Origin of the sequence: Paracoccus liaowanqingii, from assembly GCF_004683865.2 — a bacterium.
GTDB classification, from domain to species: domain Bacteria; phylum Pseudomonadota; class Alphaproteobacteria; order Rhodobacterales; family Rhodobacteraceae; genus Paracoccus; species Paracoccus liaowanqingii.
This window is the reverse complement of the sequence record NZ_CP040763.1, coordinates 92,099-115,817: the sequence shown is the minus strand read 5'-3', so window position 1 is coordinate 115,817 and position 23,719 is coordinate 92,099. Positions and strand designations below refer to the sequence as shown.

General features: G+C 70.9%; 16 protein-coding genes and 3 pseudogenes. 10 read left to right on the top strand and 9 right to left on the bottom strand.

Features of this window, described 5'->3' with window-relative positions; genetic code table 11:
• The first annotated feature begins 158 nt into the window (after window positions 1-158).
• Together E4191_RS20280 and E4191_RS20275 are read left to right on the top strand one after the other, a co-directional pair.
• Window positions 159-1,322, top strand: coding sequence for a replication initiation protein (locus E4191_RS20280; RefSeq protein WP_139616189.1), 1,164 nt, complete (start codon window positions 159-161; stop codon window positions 1,320-1,322).
• A 32-nt stretch (window positions 1,323-1,354) separates the two neighbouring features.
• Window positions 1,355-2,137, top strand: a complete 783-nt coding sequence (locus E4191_RS20275) for an HpcH/HpaI aldolase family protein (protein ID WP_139616188.1) — start codon at window positions 1,355-1,357, stop codon at window positions 2,135-2,137.
• A gap of 34 nt (window positions 2,138-2,171) precedes the next feature.
• On the opposite strand, the gene E4191_RS20270 is transcribed toward E4191_RS20275, so the two are convergent.
• A complete protein-coding gene (locus E4191_RS20270) occupies window positions 2,172-3,632 on the bottom strand; it encodes an aldehyde dehydrogenase family protein (RefSeq protein WP_139616187.1) in 1,461 nt (486 codons plus the stop codon).
• Window positions 3,633-3,821: 189 nt separating this feature from the next.
• Here E4191_RS20270 and E4191_RS20265 point away from each other — a divergent pair, with 189 nt between their 5' ends.
• Entirely contained in the window at window positions 3,822-4,721 is a 900-nt protein-coding gene (locus E4191_RS20265) for an NAD(P)-dependent oxidoreductase (protein WP_139616186.1), read from the top strand.
• 7 nt (window positions 4,722-4,728) lie between these two features.
• Here E4191_RS20265 and E4191_RS20260 read toward each other — a convergent pair.
• The 8 genes and pseudogenes from E4191_RS20260 to E4191_RS20225 all read right to left on the bottom strand — a co-directional run bounded on the left by E4191_RS20260 (window position 4,729) and on the right by E4191_RS20225 (window position 15,167).
• Window positions 4,729-6,134 (bottom strand): annotated as a pseudogene (locus E4191_RS20260) (amidase).
• Window positions 6,135-6,168: 34 nt separating this feature from the next.
• Window positions 6,169-7,298, bottom strand: a pseudogene (locus E4191_RS20255) (M20/M25/M40 family metallo-hydrolase).
• Window positions 7,295-8,461, bottom strand: coding sequence for a M20 aminoacylase family protein (locus E4191_RS20250; protein WP_139616185.1), 1,167 nt, complete (start codon window positions 8,459-8,461; stop codon window positions 7,295-7,297). The pseudogene E4191_RS20255 and the gene E4191_RS20250 overlap by 4 nt, the downstream one beginning before the upstream one ends.
• A complete protein-coding gene (locus E4191_RS20245; protein ID WP_139616184.1) occupies window positions 8,445-10,118 on the bottom strand; it encodes an ABC transporter ATP-binding protein in 1,674 nt (557 codons plus the stop codon). The genes E4191_RS20250 and E4191_RS20245 overlap by 17 nt, the downstream gene beginning before the upstream one ends.
• Window positions 10,119-10,122: 4 nt before the next feature.
• Window positions 10,123-10,998: an ABC transporter permease gene (locus E4191_RS20240; protein WP_139616183.1), complete on the bottom strand. Its 876-nt coding sequence runs from the start codon at window positions 10,996-10,998 to the stop codon at window positions 10,123-10,125.
• Window positions 10,998-11,939, bottom strand: a complete 942-nt coding sequence (locus E4191_RS20235) for an ABC transporter permease (RefSeq protein WP_135817701.1) — start codon at window positions 11,937-11,939, stop codon at window positions 10,998-11,000. Before E4191_RS20235 ends, E4191_RS20240 begins: the two co-directional genes overlap by 1 nt.
• A gap of 58 nt (window positions 11,940-11,997) precedes the next feature.
• Window positions 11,998-13,593, bottom strand: coding sequence for an ABC transporter substrate-binding protein (locus E4191_RS20230; protein WP_139616182.1), 1,596 nt, complete (start codon window positions 13,591-13,593; stop codon window positions 11,998-12,000).
• 41 nt (window positions 13,594-13,634) lie between these two features.
• Window positions 13,635-15,167 (bottom strand): M81 family metallopeptidase, encoded by a 1,533-nt coding sequence (locus E4191_RS20225; RefSeq protein WP_139616181.1) that lies wholly within the window; start codon window positions 15,165-15,167, stop codon window positions 13,635-13,637.
• Here E4191_RS20225 and E4191_RS20220 point away from each other — a divergent pair.
• The 7 genes and pseudogenes from E4191_RS20220 to E4191_RS20195 form a co-directional block, all read left to right on the top strand.
• Window positions 15,108-15,920: pseudogene (locus E4191_RS20220) on the top strand (IclR family transcriptional regulator); the annotation flags it as partial. The gene E4191_RS20225 and the pseudogene E4191_RS20220 sit on opposite strands and share 60 nt — an antisense overlap.
• Window positions 15,921-16,173: 253 nt before the next feature.
• The gene (locus E4191_RS20215) at window positions 16,174-17,208 is read left to right on the top strand and encodes a glycosyltransferase (protein WP_139616180.1); all 1,035 of its coding nucleotides are present in this window, start codon (window positions 16,174-16,176) and stop codon (window positions 17,206-17,208) included.
• Window positions 17,205-18,245 carry an acyl-CoA dehydrogenase family protein gene (locus E4191_RS23915; RefSeq protein WP_176562820.1) on the top strand — a complete coding sequence of 347 codons (1,041 nt, stop codon included), beginning with the start codon at window positions 17,205-17,207 and terminating at the stop codon, window positions 18,243-18,245. The genes E4191_RS20215 and E4191_RS23915 overlap by 4 nt, the downstream gene beginning before the upstream one ends.
• A complete protein-coding gene (locus E4191_RS20210; protein ID WP_139616179.1) occupies window positions 18,242-18,934 on the top strand; it encodes a PIG-L deacetylase family protein in 693 nt (230 codons plus the stop codon). The genes E4191_RS23915 and E4191_RS20210 overlap by 4 nt, the downstream gene beginning before the upstream one ends.
• Window positions 18,924-19,484 (top strand): SAM-dependent methyltransferase, encoded by a 561-nt coding sequence (locus tag E4191_RS20205; RefSeq protein WP_176562824.1) that lies wholly within the window; start codon window positions 18,924-18,926, stop codon window positions 19,482-19,484. Before E4191_RS20210 ends, E4191_RS20205 begins: the two co-directional genes overlap by 11 nt.
• 177 nt (window positions 19,485-19,661) lie before the next feature.
• Complete coding sequence (locus E4191_RS20200) at window positions 19,662-23,294, top strand: PAS domain-containing protein (RefSeq protein ID WP_139616177.1); 3,633 nt, start codon at window positions 19,662-19,664, stop codon at window positions 23,292-23,294.
• Window positions 23,287-23,652, top strand: coding sequence for a response regulator (locus E4191_RS20195; protein WP_139616176.1), 366 nt, complete (start codon window positions 23,287-23,289; stop codon window positions 23,650-23,652). Before E4191_RS20200 ends, E4191_RS20195 begins: the two co-directional genes overlap by 8 nt.
• The last annotated feature ends 67 nt before the right edge of the window (window positions 23,653-23,719 follow it).

Genomic DNA, 23,719 nt, shown 5'->3' with positions numbered 1-23,719 from the left:
GGCATCCGCCGTCCTGCAAACGGATACCTTTTGCCCCGGCGCGAGGCCAAAGGTGCCCGGTTCCGGGACGGCCCGACCGCAGCCTGAGGTGCCTGTTTAACAATTGTCCGCAGGTGCCTTTTGGGCCAGAATGACGCAGCAACCGGTGGGCACAGGCCATGGACGAGATTCCCCGCGACCAGCTGTCGGGCGCCCTTCGCCGGGGCGCGGTCAAGAAGCATGTGGCGGCGATCCATGTCTCGGGCAAGCTGACGCTGCTGCAGCGCAAGCTGTCCAACGTCCTGCTGCTGAACGCCTATGACACGCTGACCAGCCGCCCCAGCCACCAGATCGACGCGCGCACGCTGTGCCTGATGATCGGCTACAACAGCAACGACATGGACACGCTGAAGCAGTCGCTGCGCGGGCTGGTCGAGACGGTGGCGGAATGGGACATGCTGGACGAGAAGGGCCAGCAGGAATGGGGCGTGTCCAGCCTGCTCAGCTATGCCAAGCTGAAGGGCGGGGTCTGCGAATACGCCTATTCCCCGGCGCTGGCGGAAAAGCTGCACGACCCCAAGATGTTCGCGCTGATCAACCTGAACATCCAGCGCCGCTTCACTTCGGGACATGCGCTGGCGCTGTACGAGAACTGCTATCGCTTCGTGCGCACTGGATCGACGGGCTGGTGGGATCTGGACCTGTTCCGGCGGCTGATGGGGGTCGAGGGGTCGGCCTATTACGAGGTCTTCAAGCAGCTCAACGCCAAGATCATCAAGCCCGCCGTGGCCGAGGTGAACAAGACCAGCAACATCATGCTGAGCGCCGAGACCCGCAAGCAGGGCAGGGCGGTCACGCAGATCCGCTTCCGCATCGCGGAAAATCCGCAACTGGCCATCCTGGACATTGACGATGGCGAGGGCGTGCGGCACGGCGCGGTCTATGCCCGGCTGCGCGCGCTCGGGGTCAGCGACCGGCTGGCGCGGCAATGGCTGTCCGCCCATGGCGAGGGGCAGGTGGCGGCCAAGCTGGACTATGTCGAGACGCGCCAGAACGTCAAAAGCAAGGTCGGCTATCTGAGCGCCGCGCTGGAGGGGAACTTCGGCACCGAGGCGGCCGAGGCCGCGCCCCCGGACGGCGCGCCCAGCCCCGGGGTCGAGCGCCTGCGCCGCATCCTGGAGATCATCAAGACCCGCACCCCCACGCAGCGCGATGCCGACCGGCGGCTGTTCCTCAGCCACCTGACCGACGCCCGCGCGCGGGCCGATTTCGAACGCCACGGCTGGATGTCGCCCCTGAACGCCCGCCGCATCGCCGCGTTCTGGGACGAGATGTCGCTGTAGGCGGCGCGTCCATCATCCCGGGGGAGGGGCTCATGAACCGACTGAAACGGCGCATCGCGCAGGGCGAACGGATCGAGGCCGCCTGGCTGCAGCTGGGCAGCCCCGACATCGCCGAGATCCTGGCCCGGCATGGCTGGGACGTGCTGGTGATCGACGGCGAGCATGGGCGCGGCAACATCGAGGACTGGGTCGCGGTGGCGCGGGCCGCCCGCGCGGCCGGGGCCGAGGTGATCCTGCGGGTGCCCGACGGGTCGGACACGATGCTCAAGCGCGTGCTGGATCGCGGCTTCACCTCGATCATCGTGCCGATGGTCGAGACCGGGGATCAGGCGCGCGATGTCGCGGCCGCCTGCCTCTATCCCCCGCGGGGGCGGCGCGGCTATGCGGCGCCGCTGGTGCGCGCCTCGGACTGGGGCGCGCGGGCGGGCTACGGGCCGGAGGCGGCGGACGAGCTGCTGCTGATCGTGCAATGCGAGACGGGGCCGTCGGTCGGGAACCTGACCGCGATCATGGCGGTCGCGGGGGTGGACATGGTCTTCATCGGGCCGAACGACCTGGCGGCCTCGATCGGGCATCTGGAGCGGATGACCGATCCCGAACCGCAGGCCCTGATCGCGCGGATCGAGGCGGCGGCCGGAGCCGCCGGGATGCCGCTTGGCACGATCACCGGGGCGGGGCGCGATTGGGAAGACCTGCGCGCCTTGGGCTACCGGCTGATCGTGGGCGGCAGTGACGTGGCGATGGTCGTGGCGGGCGCGCGCGGGGTTGCCAAGGCGCGGGGGGAGGGGGATCTGCCCCCGGCGGCGATCTATTGACCGCGCCCGGGGACTGACCCCGCCAACCCGCGCGTCAGCCGTGGTGGATGGTGACCGTCTTGATGCGGGTGAAGCCGTTCAGGGCCTCGAAGCCCTTCTCGCGCCCGTGGCCCGAGCGGCCGACCCCGCCGAAGGGCAGCTCCACCCCGCCGCCAGCGCCGTAGTTGTTCACGAAGACCTGGCCGCAGTCCAGCTTGCGGGCCAGCCGCAGCTGGCGGGCGCCGTCGCGGGTCCAGATGCCCGCGACCAGCCCGTAATCGGTGCCGTTGGCGATGGCTAGGGCATGGGCCTCGTCGTCGAAGGGGATCAGCACCTGCACGGGGCCGAAGATCTCCTGCTGGGCCAGCGGGTGGTCGGGGGCGACCTCGGCGAACAGGGTCGGGCGCACGAAATGGCCGCCCGAGGCGGCATGGGGATGCAGCCGGCCCTCGGCGGCCAGGGTCAGCTCGCGCTTGCCCAGGTCGATGAAATCCTGCACCAGCTGGCACTGCCGGGCCGAGACGACGGGCCCCAGATCGTGGCTGCCCACCGCGGGGCCCGCGACCAACCCCTGATAGATGCCCGCCATCCGGCGCCGCACCTCGTCATAGACGCCCCGCTGGACCAGCACGCGCGAGGCCGCCGAACAGGTCTGGCCCGCGTTCTGCAGGCAGGTGGCGACCAGCACCGGCACCGCCATGTCCAGATCGACGTCGTCGAAGACCAGATGGGGCGACTTGCCGCCCAGTTCCAGCGTGACGGGGACGACGTTGCGGGCCGCCGCCTCCTGGATGCGGGTGCCGGTGGCGACCGAGCCGGTGAAGGACAGGTGATGGATCCCCGCATGGCCCGCCAGCGCGGCCCCCACCTCGGCGCCCAGACCCGTGACGACGTTCAGCACGCCCGCCGGCAGCCCGGCCTTGGCGGCGATGTCGGCGAAGACCAGCGCGGAGAGCGAGGCATCCTCGGCGGGTTTCAGCACGACCGTGTTGCCCGCCGCCAGCGCCGCGCCGACCGCCCGGCCCAGGATCTGCATCGGATAGTTCCAGGGGATGATGATGCCGCAGACGCCATGCGGCTCGCGCAGGGTATAGACGGTGAAGCCGTCCTGATAGGGGATCGTGGTACCGTGCAGCTTGTCGGCGGCGCCCGCGTAGAATTCCAGGTAGCGCGCCAGCGCCGCGCTGTCGATGCGGGACTGGTTCAGCGGCTTGCCCACGTCGCGCGTCTCGATCATGGCCAGATCCTCGGCGCGCGTCAGGACCTCCGCGGACATCCGCATCAGGATCCGGCCGCGCGCGGTGGCGGTCAGGCGGCCCCATTCGCCCGCCAGCGCGTCCCGGGCGGCGGCGATCGCGGCATCGACATCGGCGGGGGTGCCGCGCCCCAGCTGGCCGATGACCAGCCCGTCCGAGGGGTCGGTGACCGGCAGGGTGCCGCCGCCCGCGGGCCGCACCCATGCGCCGTTCACGAAAATCCGCGTGCTGTCGATCTGCGTCAGGTCGTCGAGGCTCATGATGGGTCCTTGCGGCTGCGTCCGGGACCGGCCCGGTGACCTTGAAGGTGGCAGAGGCGGGCCTTGGGTGCAACGCGCATCCCCCAAAAGGCGCACGGACCGGTTCAGACGGCCCGGGCGGGGTGACGGATCGGTCCGGGCGTCGTAGACAGGGACGGCCGCATCAAGGGCGGGAAAGACGAGGGACGGATGGGCGAGATGAAGGTGGGGTTGGTCGGTGTCGGTTTGATGGGCCATGGCATCGCCCGGAACCTGGCGGCGAAGGGCTGGCCGCTTGGCTTTCTGGATCATCCGGGCAACCAGCCGGTGCAGGACCTGATGGATCTGGGCGCGCGCCGTGTCGCGGACCGGCAGCAGCTGGCCGCCGAGAGCGAGGTGATCGTGCTGTGCGTCTCGGGCAGCCCGCAGGTCGAGGAGGTGCTGCTGGGCGCGGCGGGCATGCTGGCCGCGATCCGGCCCGGCACCGTGATCGTCGACTGCTCGACCGCCATCCCCAGTTCGACCGCGCGCCTGGCGCGGCTGACGGAGGAGGCGGGCGGGCGCTTCATGGACGCCGCGATGACCCGGACGCCGCTGGAGGCCGAGGCGGGGCGGCTGAACCTGCTGGTCGGGGCCGAGGACGACCTGCTGGAGCGGATGCGGCCCCTGCTGGGGGCCTTTGCCGAGAACATCTTCCATGCGGGCGGGCCGGGCGCGGGGCATACGCTGAAGCTATTGCACAACTATGTCTCGATCGGGCAGGCCACGCTGCTCAGCGAGGCGGCGGCCTGCGCGCGCAAGGCGGGCATCCCCGCGCAGGTCTTCACCGATGCGCTGGCGCAGGGCGGGGGCTATGGCGCGGCGCTGGACCGGATCGGCCCCTTCCTGCTGGAGGGCGACACCTCGCGGATGCGGTTCTTCGTGTCGAATGCCGCCAAGGACATGGCCTACTACCTGCACATGACGCAGGATCTGGCGGCGCAGAACCATGCGGCGGGCGGCGTGGACCGCGCGCTGCGATCCCTGTCCGAGGGCGGCTACTCCGAGGGCTACCTGGCCGAGGCCCCGGCCTTCTTCGACAGCCTGGGCGGGGACGTGCCGGAGGGCTGAGGGCGCCTTACGGGGCCTGGAACGGCCAGGGCCGGGGGGCGGGGCCGATCCGCTGCCACGCATGGGCGGCGCGCAGCACGCCCAGATCGTCGAAGCGGCGACCCGCGATCTGCAACCCGATGGGCACGCCCGCCGCATCCTGCCCGCAGGGGACCGAGATGGCGGGCTGTTCGCTGATGTTGAAGGGCGCGGTGAAGCCGATATGGGCCATCGCGCGGTCCACGTCATTGTCGGCGGGATAGGCCCATTCGGCGGGAAAGCTGACATTGGGCGAGACGGGCGACAGGACCAGATCGAAGCGGGCGGTCGCGGCGACGGTCAGGCGCCGGATCTCGACCGTGGCGGCATAGGCGCGATAGACCTCCTCTCCGGTCTTTCCCAGGCCGGATTCGGACCATTGGCGGATCACCGGCAGCACCGTGTCGCGCTGCGCGGGCGTCAGGGCCTGCAGGTCCAGACCCCCCGCGTGCGCCAGAAATCGTCCAGGGCCTGCAGCAGGTCCGGCGTCATCCAGGGGTCCAGCGGGTCGACATGGGCGCCCGTCGCCTCGAAGCGGCGCGCGGCATCGATGACGGCATCGGTGACCTGCGCGTCGACCGGCAGGCCGCATCCGGCCTGCATCAGCAGCCCGATCCTGAGGCCGGTCAGGTCCCGGTCCAGATCCAGCCAGTCGATCGCGTTCGGCGGCAGGTCCATGTGGTCGCGGAAATCGGGCTGGGACAGCACGGCCATCGCCATGGCGGCGTCGCGCGCCGTCCGGGTCATCGGCCCCGCCGCGCGGCCCATAAAGGGCGGGTCGATCGGCACGCGGCCCAGGCTGGGCTTCAGCCCCACCAGCCCGCACCAGGCGGCGGGCAGGCGGATCGAGCCGCCGATGTCGGTACCCAGATGGATCGGCCCGTATCCCGCCGCCCCCGCGACCCCCGCCCCGGCGCTGGAGCCGCCCGGGTTCATCGCCGGGTTCCACGGATTGCGCGCCAGTTGGTGAAAGCTGGACAAGCCCGAGGAGAGCATCCCGAAATCGGGCATGGTCGTGCGGCCCAGAAAGACCGCCCCCGCCGCGCGCATCCGGGCGGCGGGCGGCGCGTCGGCCGGACGCGGGGTCATGTCGCTGACCCGCGTACCCAGGGGCATCGGCACGCCCTCGGTGGCGATGTTCTCCTTGATCGTGATCGGCACCCCGTCCAGCGAGACGCCGTTGCAGGTGATCTGGTGGCCGTCCTTCCAGCGCGCCTCGGAGGCCTGAGCCGCGGCCATCGCCACCCCGGGATCCACCGTCCACATGCCGTGCAGCTGCGGCTCGCAGCGCGCTATTTGGGCCAGCACGTCGCGCGTCACCTCGACGGGCGACAGGGTGCGGGCGGCGAAGCCCTCGGTCATCTGGGCGGCGGTCAGCTCGTTCAGTCCGGTCATGGGCGGTGGGGTCCTTCGGGGGTCAGGGCGTCGGTCAGGTGATCCGGGTCAGCAGGCCGGCGGCCAGGCGCGCGCGCTCGGTCAGGCTGGAGGTCAGGATATGTTCGTCCAGCGTGTGCAGGCCGCGCCCGCGCACGCCGATGGAATCCAGCGTGGGCACGCCCATCGCGCCGGTGAAGTTGCCGTCCGATCCGCCGCCCGCGCTGCCGGCGGAGAGGTCGAACCCGATCTCTGCCGAGACCTCGCGCGCCAGATCGTAAAGCGCCATCGTGCCGGGCTGCGGTTCCCAGACCGGGCGGGTCACGCCGCGCGTCACGGTGAACTCGACCCCGTCCTCGGGCCCCTGAAGCGCCAGCAGGGCGGCGACGCCCCGGTCCAGATCGCCTTGCGTCTTGGCCATGGACAGGACCTCGGCCCGGCAGGTCGAAGACACGCAGTTCACCCATTGCCCGGCATGGATGACGCCCACGGAAAAGGTGCAGTCCTCGGTCGTCATCGCCTCGATCTGCAGGATGCGCCGCGCCATGGCGGCGATGGCCGAGCGCCCGTCTTTCAGCGCCCAGCCCGCATGGCTGGGGCGTCCCTCGCTCAAGAGGTCGAAGCGCGCGATGGCATAGCGGCCGATCACCGCGCCGCCATCGGGGGATGCGGGCTCGGGCAGCAGGACGGCGCGCTGGCCGCGCGCGGCCTCCTCGATCAGCCCGCGGGTGGCGGGGGTGCCCACCTCCTCGTCGGGGGTGAAGAGGAAGGTGACGGGCAGGGGGTGGTCAGGCCCGCCCGGCCGATCTGGCGCATCGCCTCCAGAAAGACGTAGTTGCCGCCCTTCATGTCCATGATGCCGGGGCCGTAGGCGCGCCCGTCCTCGACCCGGAAGGGCAGCCTGTCCAGCGTGCCGATCGGGTGGACGGTGTCCAGATGGCCCGAGACGAGGATGCCGGGCCGCCCCTGGCCGGGATGGGGAAAGCTGGCGCGGATCGAGGTGCCGAAGCCCTTGGTGCCGGGGATCACCTGCACCGCCGCGCCGATCTGGGCCAGGTCGCGCGCGGCCAGGTTCATCATGCGGGTGACGGCGCCCGCGTCCCAGGTGGGGCTTTCGCATTCGACCCAGGGGCGCAGGCCTGCCAGCATCTGATCGGTGTCGAAGGGCAGGGCGGTCGCGCTCATGCGGCCACCGGCAGGCGGCGTTCGATCAGCCGGGCATAGATCGAGGCGCCGATGGGCAGGATCCCCTCGTCCAGCACGAAGCCCGGATTGTGCAGCGGCACGGTGCCGCCGTGGCCCACATTGCCATAGGCGCCGGGGACCAGCTGCAGCATGTCGGCGAAATCCTCGGACCCGGCGACGGGGTCCTGATCGGCGACATTGTCGGGGCCCACCACGTCGGCGGCGGCCTGGGTCCAGGCGTCCGACAGGTCGGCATCGTTCACCAGCACGTCGAAGATCTCGCGGAACTGGACGTCGATGGTCACGTCATGGGCCAGCGCGGCGCCGTCGCAGATCGCGCGCACGCGGGCCTGCATCAGGTCGCGGACCTCGGGCTTGAAGAAACGGATGGTGCCGGCCAGCGTCGCGGCTTCCGGCACAACGTTATAGGCGCTGCCCGCATGGATCTGGGTCACCGACAGCACGGCCTGGTCCAGGGGCGCGATGTTGCGGCCCAGGATCGTCTGGAACTGGCCCACCAGACCGCTGGCGATCACCAGCGCGTCGCGCGACTGGTGGGGCATGGCGGCATGGCTGCCCTTGCCGGTCACGGTGATGTCGAAGAAGGACGCTCCCGCCATGGCCGCCCCCTTGCACAGGCTCGCGCGGCCCAGCTCTCCGGTGGGCTGGTTGTGCATGCCGTAGACCTCGTCGACCGGAAAGCGCTGGAACAGCCCGTCCGCGATCATCGCGCGGGCGCCGCCCAGACCCTCCTCGGCGGGCTGGAAGATGAAGACGGCGGTGCCGTCGAAGTTGCGGCTGGCGGCCAGGTATTGCGCGGCGCCCAAGAGCATCGTGGTGTGCCCGTCATGGCCGCAGGCATGCATCCTGCCCGCGTTCGTGGATGCATGGGAAAGCCCGGTCGCCTCATGGATCGGCAGCGCGTCCATGTCGGCGCGCAGGCCGACGCGGCGGTTGCCCTGACCGCGCCCGCGCAGGATGCCCACGACGCCGGTCCGGCCCACGCCCTCGTGCACCTCGTCCACGCCCCATTCGCGCAGGCGTGCCGCGACGATGGCGCTGGTGCGGACCTCCTCCATGCCGATCTCGGGATGGGCGTGCAGGTCGCGGAAGATCGCGGTCAGCTCGGGGGTGGCGGCGTCGATCTCAGGCAGGTTCGGCATGGGAGGGGTCTCGCATCTCTCGGAAGTTGTGGAAGTCCCAGGACCGGCCGGGGGCGGCGTCGATCAGGGCGCGGGTATAGGCATGGGCGGGGGCGGCCAGCACCTGGGCGGCGGGGCCGTGTTCGACCACGGCGCCGCGCTGCATGACCAGCACCTCGTCGCAGATCTGGGCGGCGACGCGCAGATCATGGGTGATGAAGACGATGGCGATGCCCAGATCGCGCTGCAGCTGGTCCAGCAGGTCCAGCACCTGCGCCTGCACCGACACGTCCAGCGCCGACACGGCCTCGTCCGCCACCAGCACGTCGGGGCGCATCATCACCGCCCGCGCGATGGCGATGCGCTGGCGCTGCCCGCCCGAGAACTGGTGCGGATAGCGCGCCAGCGCGTCGGTGGGCAGGCCCACCACCTGCATCAGGCGCGCGGCCTCGGCCAGGGCGTCCTTGCGCGAGGTGCCATAGTTCAGCGGCCCCTCGATCAGGCTGTCGGCGATGGTCCAGCGCGGGTTCAGCGACCGCATCGGGTCCTGGAACACCACCTGCAGCTTCTGGCGATGCGGGCGCAGGCCGCCGCGCGTGAGGGTCGCGATGTCGGTGTCGTCCAAGAGGATCCGCCCCGAGGTCGGGTCGATCAGCCGCATGATGCAGCGCGCCACGGTGGACTTGCCCGAGCCGGATTCGCCCACGATGCCAAGCGTCTGGCCGCGCGACAGGGTGAAGGTCACGTCCTTGGCGGCGTGCGCCGTGGGCAGCTTCTTCAGGATGCCGCCGCCGCCATAGACCTTGTTCAGCTTCTCGACCCGCAGGACGGCATCATCCGCACCCGCCCGCGCCGCGCGGGGCGACAGGCTGGGCACGGCGGCCAGGAGCGCGCGGGTGTAGTCAGCCTGGGGCGCGCGCAGCAGGGTTTCCACCGCGCCCGATTCCACGATCTCGCCGTGCTTCATCACATAGACGGTGTCGGCGATTTCCGCGACCACGCCCATGTCATGGGTGATGAACAGCACCGCCGTGCCGTGGTCCTGCTGCAATTCGTCGATCAGGGCCAGGATCTGCTTCTGCGTGGTCACGTCGAGCGCGGTGGTGGGCTCGTCCGCGATCAGCAGGACGGGCTCCAGCACCAGGGCCATCGCGATCATGATCCGCTGGCGCTGCCCGCCCGACAGCTGGTGCGGATACGAGGCGAAGATGCGCGGCACGTCGGGCAGATGCACCTGTTCCATGATCGCCAGCGCGCGCTTGCGGCGTTCGGCGGCGGGCAGCGCGGTGTGCAGCTCCATCACCTCCATGATCTGGTCGCCGACGCGCAGGACGGGGTTCAGCGCGGTCATCGGCTCCTGAAAGATCATCGCCACGCGGGCGGCGCGCAGTTCCCGCATCTGGGCCTGGGACAGCGGCAGCAGGTCGCGGCCCTGCAGGTGGATGGTGCCGGATGCGACCTTCAGCGCCTCGGGCAGAAGCCCCATGATCGCCAGTGAGGTGACCGACTTGCCCGAGCCGGACTCGCCCACCAGGCAGACGGTCTCGGACGCGCGGATCGTCACGTCGATGGATTTCAGCACCTTCGGGTCGCCCTTGGTGTCGGGCAGGCTGACGGTCAGGTTCCTGGCCTCGAGCACCACGGGCGCATCGTCGAAATTGCGTGTCTTGAACAGCATGGCCTTACCCCGCCCGTTTCTTCAGGCGCGGGTCCAGCATGTCGCGCGCCGCATCGCCCAGAAGGTTGATCGACAGGATGCACAGCGACAGCGCGATCCCGGGATAGAGGATCAGTTCCGGCTTGATGCGGAAGAATAGCCGCCCCTCGGCCATGATGTTGCCCCAGGTGGGGGTCTCGGTGCTGACGCCGGCGCCCAGGAAGGACAGGATCGCCTCGGTCAGGATGGCCGAGGCCAGGATATAGGTGCCCTGCACGATCAGCGGCGCGGTGGTGTTGGGGACCAGATGGCGGATCAGGATCTTGTGCATGGGGGTACCAAGCGCGATGGCGGCCTCGACATAGGGTTCCTCGCGCGCGGACAGGATCACGGCGCGGACCAGGCGCACGACGCGGGGGATTTCCGGAATGGTGATCGCCGCGATGACCGATCCGACCGAGGGGCCGTTCAGCGCCACCAGCGCGATGGCCAGCAGGATCGACGGGATCGCCATCAGCGCGTCCATCATCCGCATGATGATCGCATCCGCTGTGCGGAAGAACCCGGCAATCATGCCGATCACCAGCCCCAGCAGCACCGACACCACCGCCGTGGCGATGCCGATCATCAGGGACAGCTGCCCGCCGATCAGCACGCGGCTGAAGATGTCGCGGCCATAGTTGTCGGTGCCGAGCGGATAGCCCTCGATCGGGCCCTGCAGGCGCACCATCGGGTTCATGGTCAGCGGATCATGCGGCGCGATCCAGCCCGCCAGCAGGGTCAGCGCGACGATGATCGCCAGCACGACGGCGGCGATCTTGCTGCCAAGTCCGAACTGCGGCAAGCGCAGCGCGCGCAGGATCGGCTGCATCGCCGAGGTGGGTTGGGGGACGGGGGCCATCAGTACCGGATCCTTGGGTCGAAGAAGCTGTAGCTGAGGTCGATCAGCAGGTTCACCAGCACATACAGAAAGCTGGTCAGCAGGATCATCGCCTGGATGACCGGATAGTCGCGCGCCAGGATCGCATCGACGGTCAGGCGCCCGATGCCGGGGATGTTGAAGACGGTTTCCGTCACCACCACGCCGCCGATCAGCAGCGCGAAGCCCGATCCGATGACCGTCAGGATCGGCACGGCGGCGTTCTTGAGCGCATGGCGGAACAGCACGGTGCGTTCGGGGGCGCCCTTGGCGCGGGCGGTGCGGATGTAATCCTCGCCCAGCACCTCCAGCATGTTGGCCCGCGTCATCCGGGCGATCAGCGCGATGTAGATCGTGGACAGCGTCAGCGCGGGCAGGAAGGCGTTCGACAGGAAGGCCCCGACGCCTGACCCGATGGGCGTGTAGCCCTGCACCGGGAACCAGCCCAGCTGAAGCGAGAAGATCAGGATGAAGATGTATCCGATCACGAAGACCGGCACCGAGAAGCCCAGCACCGAGAAGGTCATCACCGCGTAATCGGCGGCGCTGCGGTGCTTCCACGCGGCCAGCACGCCCATCGGCACGGCCATGGCGACCGACATGAGGATCGTCAGGATCGCGATGGAGAAGGTCGGCCCGATCCGGTCCGCGACCATCGTGGCCACCGGCGTGTTCGAGATCAGCGAGACGCCCAGATCGCCGCGCAGCAGCTGGCCCACCCAGGTCACGAACTGGATGTGCAGCGGCTGGTTCAGGCCCATCGCCTCGCGGATGCGTTCCAGCTGCGCAGGCGTGGCCATGTCGCCCGCGATGATCGCGGCCGGATCGCCCGGGGTCAGGCGCAGCAGCAGGAAGACGAAGACGGCGACCAGCAGCATCACCGGGATGACCGCCAGAATGCGTCGCAGGATATAGCCCAGCATCACGACCCTCCGGATCGAAGAACGGCGGGGGCGGCACGGCCGCCGCCCCCGGCTTGGATCATTCCGCCTTCTGCATGCCCCAGAAGACCGGCACCGGCGACTGGATCATGTCGGTGATCGTGGCGCGGCGGGCCTGGGGCAGGGTGTACTGGCCAAGCGGGATCAGCAGGCCGTTGTCCAGCGCGTGGGTCTGGATCTGCTGGGCGACTTCGACCTGCGCCTCGGGCGTCTCGGCGTCGATGAAGTCCTCCTTGAGGGCCTCGATCGTCTCATCCTCGGGCCAGCCGAACCAGGCGTCGCTGCCGCGCCCGTTCAGCATCGGGTTCGAGATCGGGTTCGAGATCTCGGGGACCATCCAGTTGGTGATGAAGATGTTCCAGCCGCCCTCGGCGGGGGCCGCCTGGCTGGCGCGCCGGGTGACCAGCGTCTGCCAGTCCATCGGCTGCAACTCGACCTCGAAGCCCGCCTCGCGCAGCATCTGCGACACGACCACCGGCTGCGTGGCCAGGGCCACCATGTCGGTGGGGGCCATCAGGACGACGGGGGTGCCGTCATAGCCCGCCTCCTCCAGCAGCGCGCGGGCCTCGTCGGCGCCGCCGCCTTGCGTCAGCGTCTCGGTCTGGGCGTCGCTGGCCAAGGGCGTGCCGCAGCCCAGGATCGCGCCGCAGACCGAGTAGTATTCGGGGTTGCCGACCATGGCCGCCAGCACCGGTTCCTGCGTGATCGCCTTCAGCGCCGCCTGGCGGACCTGCTGGTTGTCGAAGGGCGGGTGCAGGAAGTTCATGCGGGTCATGGTCTGCATGCCGGTCGGCTCGCGGGTCTCGACCACCACGTTCGGATCGCCCTCCAGCAGCGGGATCAGGTCGACCTGCATCGCCTCGACATAGTCGACCTCGCCGCCCGACAGCGCGTTCACGGCGGTCTGGATGTCGGGCATGTTGACCCATTCGACGCGGTCCACGTTCACGACCTTGCCCCCGGCCATCCAGTCGGCGGGCTCGTCGCGCGGGACATAGTCGTCGAACTTCTCGTAGACGACCATCAGGCCGGGCTGGAACTCGGCCTCGACGAAGCGGAAGGGGCCCGAGCCCACATATTCCGTGATCGCCTCGTCGGCCGAGGTCTCGGCGATGCGGGCGGGCATGATGAAGGGGGGCAGGGCGGACTGCTTGGACAGCACGTCCAGCATCGGCACGAAGGGCTCGGTCAGGGTCCAGGTGATCGTCGTGTCGTCGGTGGCCATCAGGCTGGCGGTGCGGTCCATGATGACCTGCCCGCCCGCATCCTTCTGGCCCCACCGGTTCAGCGAGGCGACCGCATCGGCGGCGGTCACCGGGGCGCCGTCATGGAAGGTCAGCCCATCGCGCAGGGTGAAGGTATAGGTCAGCATGTCGTCCGAGACGGTCCAGTCGGCCATCTGCGGCTGCGGCTGGAACGCGCTGTCCTGCGCGATCAGCACGTCATAGATCATGTAGGCGTGGTTGCGGGTGATGTGCGCGGTGGTGATCACCGGGTCCAGCACGCGCAGGCCGGAATGCATCACCGCCTTGACGGTGCTTTGCGCGAAGGCCGCGCCGGACAGCATCGTGGTCCCCAGAAGGGCCGCGGTGACGAAGGTTGCCGTCTTGAAGGCTAGGCTGGGTCGGTTGAACATGATGTCCTCTCTGTTGAACGGGGCCGCGGGGCGATCTGGCGTCAGCCTTGCGCGGGGGGGATGAAGGGGGCGCCGCCCGGTTCAAGGCGGAGGCCGGGAGCGAGGTGGCGAAAGGGCAGGCTGGCCGGGCTGATCGGCATGGGGCCGGGCGCGGTGCAGGTCAGGATGGCTTGCGCGATCGGGGTGAAATCGGCGCGGAAATGGTTCGAGCTTTTCACGACCAGGATCGCCTGATCCTCGGGCACGATCCCCAGGAAACGGAACATCTGCCGGTCGGCCATCTGCGCCTTCTCCGAGGCGACGGCGACCCGCACGCCCCCGATCCGCAGGCAGGCCGAGGGCCCGAGCCGCAGATGCGCGCCGCCGTAATAGGGGCCGGTGGCGTGGCAACGGCCGTCCGACAGCGCCTCGACCGTGAAGGTCGCGGTCAGGGGCGCGTCGCCGGGGATGTTGGACCGGCCGCCCAGGGGCAGGGTGATCGTCGCACCCGTGCCCGCCGCATGGGCGGCGGCGGCGGCCTCGGGGTCGCAGATCAGGCCGATGGCGGCAGCTTGGGCCTCCGCGTCGATCAGCGCGCGCAGCATGCCGGTGGTGTCGGAATTGCCGCCCGCGCCGGGGTTGTCCTGCGTGTCGACCAGGACCACGGGCCGGCGGGCGCTGGCCGCGAGGCGCTGCGCCTCGGCCACGCCCGCCTCCGGGCCGTAGGAGCGGCCGTTGAAGGCGGGCTCGGCCTGGCGCAGCGCCTCCGCGATCCGGTCGGCGGCGGCATCGGCGCGGTCCTGGCTGTCGGCGTGAACGATGACCGAGGGGCGGCAATCGGTGAAATCCGCCGCCGGAAAGCCCATGAAGACCGAGGCGCAGAGGCCTTGGGCATCGGCCTGATCCAGCAGGGCATAGATCGCGGCGGCGGGGTCCGCATCGGTCGCCTGCCAGGCGATGGGGATCAGGAAATCCAGCTGCCGGAACGCCGTGAAGCTGGGCGCGCCGGCCAGCAGCCGGTCCAGCTCGACCGCCGCGCGGCGGCCCGTCTCGGCCATGTCGACATGCGGATAGGTGCGAAACCCCACCATCCGGTCGGCGGCCCCGACCATCTGCGCGCTGAGATTGCCGTGCAGGTCCAGTGCCGCGACGACGGGCACGTCCGGCCTGACCTCGGCCCGGATCCGGGCCAGCAGCGCGCCCTCGCCATCGGGCGTGCCCTCGGCCATCATGGCGCCATGCAGGTCCAGGAACACGCCGTCCAGCGGCCCGGCCCGGCGCAGCCCGGCGATGATCTCGTCGGTGATGTCCTGATAACAGGCTGCCGTGACCGGGGCCGAGGGCACGGCGCCCGCCCAGATCAGCGGCACCAGATCCCAGCCCCGCGCCTCGGCATGGGCGAGGGCGCCCGCGACCGGCAGGTTCACGTCGCGCGCCCCCGTCAGGATCTGCGCGCCCCGGCACAAGGGCAGATAGCCGCCGCCCTGAAGGAAGGCCGCCATGTCCGCCGCACTGGGCGCAAAGGAATTGCTTTCATGCACGAAGCCCGCCAGCGCGATGCGGGGGGATCGGTCAAGGGCTGGGGACGCCACCATAAAGTATTGCCATCCGATACGCTTGCATTGCATGATGAGTGTATTGGTGCAGTTTTAACGATGTCAACGCCGGAGATGACCGTGTCGGACGATCAGCCGGTTTCAGCACGACCGCAGGCAGAGGATGCCCTGTTCGTCCGGTCGCTTGCCCGGGGAATGAGCGTTCTGGAAGCGTTCCAGGGCGCCGACCGCGCGCTGACCCTGACCCAGATCGCCGCGCGCACCGGGCTGACCCGCAGCGCCGCGCAGCGCCTGGTGCACACCTTCCGCAAGCTGGGATACCTGACCCTGGCCGAGGACGGGCGCGGCTTCCGGCTGGACCTGCCGGTGCTGGACCTGACGCATGACTACCTGCGGATGAACCCGCTGGTGCGCCGCGCCAGCCCGATCCTGCTGGAGCTGCGCCGCAACGTGCGCGAGCGCATCGACCTGTCGCTGTTCGACGGCCCGCGCATGGTCTATGCCGCCCGCATGCAGAGCAAGCGCGAGAGCTTCTTCGCCACGCTGGTCGGCAACAGCGTGCCCACCGCCTGCACCTCGGGGGGCTGGGCGGTGATGGCGCTGCTGCCCGAACCCGAGGTCGCGGCGCTGCTGGAAGGGGCGCGCCACCCGCAGCTGACGCCCCGCACCCTGACCGACCCCGCAGCCATCCGCGACCAGATCGCGCAGGCGCGCCGGAACGGCCATGCCCTGGCGCTGGAGCAGATCCTGATGGGCGAGGTCGCGCTTGGCGTGGCCATTCCCGATGCGGCGGGCCGCCCGGTCGCCGCGATCCACATCGCCGCCTCGCTGTCCGAATGGGACCCCGAGGAGTTCCGCCGCCGCATGGCCCCCTGGCCGCCGAGGCGGTGCGCAGCATCGTCTCGGGCTAGGCCCGCGGCGCCTCGATCATCGCGCGACCGGCTGATCTTCGCCGGGTCCTGCCCGCCGCCCGGGCGGCGCCGATTTAGCCGGGAACATCCCCCACCGGGAAAGGTTGGCCCCCGGATTGACCCGGAGTATATTGATGGACGGCGCACCCCTGACCGCACCCTGCCTGCGCTTGCCCGATCCCCTGACGCATGTCACCGTCGCCATCCCGGTCCGCAACGAGGCGGACCGGATCCCCGCGCTGCTGGCCGCCCTGGCCGAGGCCGCGCGGCTGGCGCCCTTGCCGGTGGGCGTGGTGATCCTGGCCAACAACTGCACCGATGCCAGCGTCGCGGTGGCCCGGGCCTTCACCCATCCCGCGCTGGAGGTGTCGGTCCGCACCGTCACCTTCCAAACGCCCGAGGCCAGCGCGGGCCGCGCACGGCGGGTGGCGATGGATCTGGCGGCCCGACCCGGCGCGCTGCTGATGACCACCGATGCCGACGCGCTGCCGCAGCCCCGCTGGATCGCCGTCGCGCTGGAGGCCGTGCAGTGCGGCGCCGATCTGGTCTGCGGCGCGATCAGCTGCGAGGTGCCGCATGTGCTGGCCACCCCTTCGGGCGCCCGCATCACTCGCGTCGAAGAGGCCTATGCCGACCTTCAGCACCAGATCCGCCATTGTATCGACCAGATGGCCGGGCGCCAGCCCCTGGGCGCGCCGCGTCCGCATTACATGGAATCGGGCGCCTCGATGGCGATCCGGGCGGACCGCTATCTGGCGGTCGGCGGGCTGCCCCGCATGGATCACAGCGAGGACCGCGCCATGGTCCATCGCGCCGAGGCCGATGGTCTGTCGGTCCGCTACGTCTCCGAGATGCAGGCCCGCGTCTCGGCCCGCCTGCAGGGCCGGGCGGATGGCGGCATGGCGGCCTGCCTGCGCCACCGCATGCAGGACCACGACCCGCTGGCCGATCAGGCGATGCTGCCGCCCGGACTGCTGGGCCGGCTGTGGGCCGAGGCGCTGGCGGGCGATCTGGCGACCTATCCCTGCCGCAGCCTAGCGCCCGCGCAGCATCTGCGCGCCTCGGACCTCGAGGCGGGGCTGGCCGAGCTGTCGGACCTGCTGGCGGGGCGGGTGCGGCCCGATTTCGCGGCCTGGCGGGCCCTGCGCGCGCCGATGGTGGCCGAATGACCTGCCCCATCGCGCAGGCGGAGCGGTTGCTGGCCGAGGCCCCCCGGGACGGCGCGGACGGTCCCTCGGGGCCCGGGCTGGCGGCGGCGCTGCGGGGCAGCGGCCTGCTGGCCGAGTGTCTGGCGCTGGCCCACAACGCCCCCGATCCGCTGCGGCTGCTGGACGCGCTGTCGCGGATGGGCCGGGCCAACCTGTCGGCAGGCCGCATCTTCGAGGGCCATGTGAACGCGGTCAAGCTGCTGTATCTGCACGACGGCCCGCGGGACGCGGTCCGGCAGGGGCTGCTGCACGGCATCTGGGGGGCCGACGGTCCCGACCCCGCCCGGCTGGAGGGCGGCACCTTGCACGGGCAGAAGCTGTTCGCCAGCGGTGCTGACGTGCTGGACCGGATGATCGTCACCGCCCGGTCCGATCGGGGGCTGCACCTGCTGATGTTTCGCCGCGACCAGCTGGCGGGGCGGCTTTTCCCCGGCGAATGGCAGGTGTCGGGGATGAAGGCCACCGCCTCGGGCCGCTGCGATCTGGAGGGGCTGGCGCTGGCCGACGCCGTCCAGCTGGGCCCGCCCGACGCCTACATGACCGAGCCGCATTTCCATGGCGGCGTCTGGCGCTATGCCGCCGTGCAGCTGGGCGCGATGCGGGCGCTGACCGCGATGACCGCCGACCAGCTGACCGCGCGCGGCCAGCAGGACGCGCCGCTGCAGGCCATGCGCCTGCACCGCATGATCACCGGCTGCGAGACGGTGCGGCTGTGGCTGGCGCAGGCCGCCTGCCGGATCGAGCGCGCGGATGCCCTGCCCGCGGATGCCGAGGCGGCGATCCTGGCGCGGCTGGTTACCGCCGACCAGGCCGTGGCGCTGCTGGCCGAGATGGACCAGGCGCTTGGCGCGGCCTCCTTCGCGACGGCGCATCCCGCCGACCGGGTGCGCCGCGACCTCAGCCTCTATCTGCGGCAGGCGGGGCCGGATGCGCTGGCTTTGGCCTCAGTGACGCGCATCCTGGCCGATCCGGAGCTGCGCGCGCGGTGGGTCGGATGAGCGGCTTTCTGGATCATGTCGCGGCCACCGCGACCCCGGTCGACGTGCCGGCCCTGCTGGGCGGCCGCGTGCTGGTCGTGCTGGCGCCCCATCCCGATGACGAGACCTTGGGCTGCGGGGCGCTGCTGTTCGATGCCGCGGCACGCGGCACGCCCTGCCACGTGATCTGCGTGACGGATGGCGCGCGGTCGCATCCCGGCTCTCGCGCCTGGCCTGCGGCGCGGCTGGCACAGACGCGGCACGACGAGCTGGACGCCGCCGTCCAGATCCTGGCCCCCCGCGCGACGGTGACCTGGCTGGGCCATCCCGATTGCGGCGCCCCGGACGATGCGGAAACAGCGGCCCGGATCGGGCGGCTGATTCCGCAGGGCGCGCTGCTGCTGGCTAGCTGGGTCGAGGATCCGCATGTCGACCACCAGCAGGTCGCGCGGCTGGCCGCCCGGATCGCCGCCGCCCGGCCCGACCTCGCGCTGGCCTTCTATCCGGTCTGGGGCCGCTTCACCGACCTGCGGGCCCCGGCGCGGCTGATCGCGGCCTCGGACCCGGCGCGGGCGGCCAAGGCCCGGGCGCTGGCCTGCCACCGCACGCAGATGACCGCGCTGATCGACGACGACCCGGAGGGCTTCGTCATGACCGAGGCGCACCAGGCCCATTTCCTGACCCATCCGGAGATCGTCATTGCCCCGTAAGGACACGCTGGATCATCTGACGCGGCTCTATCAGGCCAGCGACGACCCGTGGGACCACCGCACCAGTGCCTACGAGGCGGGCAAATACGCAGCCACGCTGTCGGCGCTTGGCCCCGGTCCCTTCCTCGAGGCGCTGGAGATCGGCTGCGGCAACGGCACCTTCGCGGGGCAGCTGGCCCCGCGCTGCACCCGGCTGACGGTGATGGACTGCATCCCCGCCGCGATCGGGTCGGCGCGGCGGGCGCTGGCCCCCTTGGCGCAGGTCACCGTGATCGAGGGTGCGGCCCCGCAGGACCTGCCCCGGCTGCGCCCCGATCTGGTCGTGCTGTCCGAGGTGCTGTATTTCCTGACGCCGGACGAGATCGCGGAACTGGGCCGCTGGCTGCGGGACCATGCGACCGGCCCGGTCATTGCCGTGAACTGGACCGGACCCACCGACGAGCCACTGGACGGCGCCTCGGCCGTGGCGCTGCTGGCGAGCAGCTTGGGGCCGGGCGCGACCGATCTTCATGACGGTTTCCGCATCGACCGCTTCGATCCGTCCGGATGACAGCGGCGCCCGGCCAGACCGATGCCGCGCGGATTGCGGCGCGGCGACCCCCCTTGCCGGGGGCGGGAGGGCGGGGCGCGGAGGGGCGGCAGTGTACGCCCTTGTACGGAATCGGTGGCTTTTGCAGGCCATATGCGCGATCACGGACGGGAAGGTTCAGGAAGGGCTGCGTCAGTCATGACCGGTAATCCCGTCACCCCAGGCTTTGCGGACATCGTCATCACCGGCGCGCTGGACCAGCGCCCGTCGCGCAAACCCGACTACAAGGCCGAGACGCTGGCGCTGGCCGCGCTGTCCGATGCGCTGAGCGACGGGCCCGCGGGCGTGCTGCACCAGCTGTCCCGGACCGTCCTGCGCCTGACCGGCGCCGGATCCGCCGGGATCACCCTGCAGGAGCCCGCCGGGATGGGCCTGCGCTGGATCGCCGCTGCGGGGCTGTGGGCGCCGCATCTGGATGGGACCATGCCGCCGCCCGACGGCGCCTGCGCCGACCGTCTGGCGCGCGATCCCGTCCTGCTGATCGGCGCCCCGCAGCGCGCCTTCCCGACCCTGCCGCCCGGCCCGGCCGAGGCGCTGCTGGCACCCTTTGCGGTGGGCGGCGCGCAGGTGGGCTTGGTCTGGGCCTTCCGCCACGGCGCGGGGGTGGGGTTCGAGGCCGAGGATGCGCGGCTTCTGAAAAGCCTGGCCCGCTTTGCCGCGCTGGTGCGGCACATGGCGCTGGCCCTGACCTCGGCCGAACAGCGCCGCGTGATCAGCGACGAGCGGCTGACCGCGCTGGCCCGCGCCAGTTCGGACGTCTTCTACAGCATGAGTGCCGACATGAGCGAATTGCGCGCGCTGGTGGGCGGCGATTTCATTCCTGACACGGTCAGCCCCAGCATCGACTGGCTGCGCGACTACCTGCCGCCCGAGGATCACCCGGTGGCCTTGCTGGCGATCAACGAGGCGATCGCGCGCAAGGGCATCTTCCAGCTGGAACACCGGGTGCGGCAGCTGGATGGCAGCATCGGATGGGCGCAATCCCGCGCGGTGCCGATCCTGGACGCTCAGGGCGAGATCCTGGAATGGTTCGGCGCCGCCAGCGACGTGACCCTGCGCAAGCAGGCCGAGGACCGTCTGCGCGACAGCGAGGCGCTGTTCCGGGCCTTTGCCCTGGCCCGGTCCGACGCGATCTACCGGATGAGCCCCGACTGGTCCCAGATGCGCCAGCTGGAGGGAAAGGCCTTCCTGCCCGACACCAGCGCGCCCGGCGGGACCTGGCTGGACCGCTATATCCATCCCGACGACCAGCCCCATGTCTATGCGGCCATCGCCCAGGCCATCGCGGCCAAGGCGGTGTTCGAGCTGGAACACCGCGTCATCCGCCGCGACGGATCCCTGGGCTGGACCCGCTCGCGGGCGGTGCCCGTCCTGGACGACGCGGGCCGGATCACCGAATGGCTGGGCTCGGCCAGCGACATCACCGCCGCGCGGCAGGCGGCGCAGGCGCAGGCCGAGGCCGAGGCCGCGCTGCGCGCCTCGGAAGAGCGGCAGGCCTTCCTGTTCCGGCTCAGCGACGCGCTGCGCACGGTGGTCGATCCGGTGGGCATCATGGTGGCGACCAGCGCGCTGGTGGGCGAGCATCTGGGCGTCGGGCGCTGCGGCTACGGGCAGCTGGACGAGACGGGGCAGCTGTTCACCGTGAAGGGCGACTGGACCGACGGCGTGATGGCCAGCCATGCGGGCACCTGCCGGGTGGGCGATTTCGGCGCGGCGGCGCTGGCCATGTACCGCCGGGGCGAGGCGCTGATCATCGAGGACACGCGCCTGGATCCGCGCCTGCAGGGGCTGGCCGCGATCTACGAGGGGCTGGGCGGCATGCGCTCGGGGATCGCGGTGCCGCTGGTCCGGGACGGACGCTGGATCGCCTGCTTCTATGTGCAGCAGAGCGCGCCGCGCCACTGGACCGCCGAGGACCGGATCCTGATCACCGAGGTGGCCGAGCGGACCTGGTCCGCCGTCGAGCATGCCCGCGCGCAGGAGGCGATGCGCGACAGCGAGGCGCGGTTCCGGCAGTTCGCCGAGGTCTCGCCCGACGTGATCTGGGTCCGGAACATCCGCTCGCGGCAGGTCGAATATGTCAGCCCGGCCTTTGCCGAGGTCTATGGCGCCCAGCTGGACAGCTTCGTGCAGGATTCCACGCTGCAGACCTGGCTGGGGCTGGTCCATCCCGAGGACCGCGCGCGGACGCTGGCGAATGTCGCCCGGGTCGAGGCGGGCGAGCAGGTCACGCACGAGTTCCGCATCCGCCACGGGCGCGACGGCGGCACCCGCTGGATCCGCGACACCGATTTCCCGCTGACCGACAGGGAGGGCCGCGTCCAGCGCATCGCCGGGATCGGCCATGACATCACCGTGCAGAAGCGGTCCCTGGCCGACCTGCGCGAACGCGAGGAACGGCTGGCCCTGATCGTCGAGAATGCGCGCGACTACGCGATCTTCACCACCGATCCCGAGGGCGTCATCACCGACTGGTGGGAGGGGGCCGAGGCCGTTTTCGGCTGGTCGCGCGCCGAGGCCGTGGGCATGGATGCGCGCGTGCTGTTCACCGCCGAGGACCGCGACCGGGGCGCCCCCGACACCGAGATGCGGCTGGCCCTGACGACGGGGCGTGCGCCCGAGGTCCGCTGGCATCTGCGCAAGGACGGCAGCCGCGTCTTCATCGAGGGCGCGCTGACGCGCCTTGGCACGGAGGCGGCGGCGACGGGCTTCCTCAAGATCGGACAGGACATGACCGACCGCCACCGGGCGGCCGATGCGCTGCAGGCCAGCAAGGCGCGGCTGAAGAGCCTGGTCGAGGGGATCCCGCAGCTGGTCTGGCGGGCCTGCGACAAGGGCCTGTGGACCTGGGTCAGCGCGCAATGGCTGGACTTCACCGGCCAGAGCCCCGAGGACAGCTTCGGGTCGGGCTGGTACGCGGTCGTCCATCCCGACGACCATGCCGAGGTGCGGCGGGCCTGGGACGCGGCGACGAAAAGCGGCCTGCTGGATGTCGAGTACCGGATCCGCCGGGCCTCGGACGGGGCGTGGATCTGGCACCATTCGCGGTCCGTCCCTGTGCGCAACGAGGCGGGGCGCATCGGCGAATGGCTGGGCACCTCGACTGACGTGCAGGCGCTGAAGGAATTGCAGGAGGGGCAGGAGGTGCTGGTCGCGGAGCTGCAGCACCGCACCCGCAACCTGATCGCGGTGATCCGGGCGATCTCGGACAAGACGGCGCGCGGCAGCGACGGCGTGGCCGATTTCCGCGCCCGGTTCCATGACCGACTGGCGGCGCTGTCCCGCGTGCAGGGGCTGCTGTCGCGGCTGGCCGATCCCGACCGCGTGACCTTCGACGAGCTGATCCGCGCCGAGCTGGCCGCGATGTGCGGCGAGTGCGAGCGCCTGACCCTGCGCGGGCCGCCGGGCATCCGGCTGCGGTCCTCGACCGTGCAGACGCTGGCGATGGCGCTGCACGAGCTGGCGACCAACGCCGTCAAGTACGGCGCGCTCGGCCAGCCGCAAGGGCGGCTGGACGTGCGCTGGTCACTGGACCCCTCGGGCGAGGGGGCGCGGCCCTGGCTGCATATCGACTGGCGCGAGACGGGCGTGACCATGCCGCCCCCGGGCACGCCCCCGGCCCATCCCGGCCAGGGGCGCGAGCTGATCGAGCGGGCCTTGCCCTATCAGCTGAACGCCCGCACCTATTACGACCTGGGCCCCGAGGGGGTGCATTGCACGATCTCGCTGCCCGTCTCGGCCAGCGCCGGCCCGGGGGAACCCCATGCCTGACCTGCGCCACCGCACCATCCTGATCGTCGAGGACGAGTACCTGCTGGCCTGCGAGCTGGAGACGGAACTGCGCGATGCCGGGGCCGATGTCCTTGGGCCGGTCGGATCGCTGGAGGATGCGCTGGACCTGGTCGCCTCGGGGCGACCCATCGACGGGGCGATCCTGGACGTGAACCTGCAGGGCAGCACGGTCTTTCCGGTCGCGGACATGCTGATGGACCGGCAGGTGCCCTTCGTCTTCACCACGGGCTACGACGATCTGGTGCTGCCCACCCGGCTGCGGCAGGCGACGCGCTATGAAAAGCCGCTGGACATCGCGGTGGTGCTGCGCCGGATGCGGCAGATGATCGACGGCTGAGGACGCTGCGGCGGCCTTCGGGCCGGCGGCGTTCGGCATGGAGAAACCCCCGGCAGGCAGATGCCCG

Bases quoted from the DNA above. Each gene is read 5' to 3' on its own strand.
- E4191_RS20280 (WP_139616189.1), top strand. From the start codon at position 159: ATGGACGAGATTCCCCGCGACCAGCTGTCGGGCGCCCTTCGCCGGGGC.
- E4191_RS20275 (WP_139616188.1), top strand. From the start codon at position 1,355: ATGAACCGACTGAAACGGCGCATCGCGCAGGGCGAACGGATCGAGGCC.
- E4191_RS20270 (WP_139616187.1), bottom strand. From the start codon at position 3,632: ATGAGCCTCGACGACCTGACGCAGATCGACAGCACGCGGATTTTCGTG.
- E4191_RS20265 (WP_139616186.1), top strand. From the start codon at position 3,822: ATGGGCGAGATGAAGGTGGGGTTGGTCGGTGTCGGTTTGATGGGCCAT.
- E4191_RS20250 (WP_139616185.1), bottom strand. From the start codon at position 8,461: ATGCCGAACCTGCCTGAGATCGACGCCGCCACCCCCGAGCTGACCGCG.
- E4191_RS20245 (WP_139616184.1), bottom strand. From the start codon at position 10,118: ATGCTGTTCAAGACACGCAATTTCGACGATGCGCCCGTGGTGCTCGAG.
- E4191_RS20240 (WP_139616183.1), bottom strand. From the start codon at position 10,998: ATGGCCCCCGTCCCCCAACCCACCTCGGCGATGCAGCCGATCCTGCGC.
- E4191_RS20235 (WP_135817701.1), bottom strand. From the start codon at position 11,939: ATGCTGGGCTATATCCTGCGACGCATTCTGGCGGTCATCCCGGTGATG.
- E4191_RS20230 (WP_139616182.1), bottom strand. From the start codon at position 13,593: ATGTTCAACCGACCCAGCCTAGCCTTCAAGACGGCAACCTTCGTCACC.
- E4191_RS20225 (WP_139616181.1), bottom strand. From the start codon at position 15,167: ATGGTGGCGTCCCCAGCCCTTGACCGATCCCCCCGCATCGCGCTGGCG.
- E4191_RS20215 (WP_139616180.1), top strand. From the start codon at position 16,174: ATGGACGGCGCACCCCTGACCGCACCCTGCCTGCGCTTGCCCGATCCC.
- E4191_RS23915 (WP_176562820.1), top strand. From the start codon at position 17,205: ATGACCTGCCCCATCGCGCAGGCGGAGCGGTTGCTGGCCGAGGCCCCC.
- E4191_RS20210 (WP_139616179.1), top strand. From the start codon at position 18,242: ATGAGCGGCTTTCTGGATCATGTCGCGGCCACCGCGACCCCGGTCGAC.
- E4191_RS20200 (WP_139616177.1), top strand. From the start codon at position 19,662: ATGACCGGTAATCCCGTCACCCCAGGCTTTGCGGACATCGTCATCACC.
- E4191_RS20195 (WP_139616176.1), top strand. From the start codon at position 23,287: ATGCCTGACCTGCGCCACCGCACCATCCTGATCGTCGAGGACGAGTAC.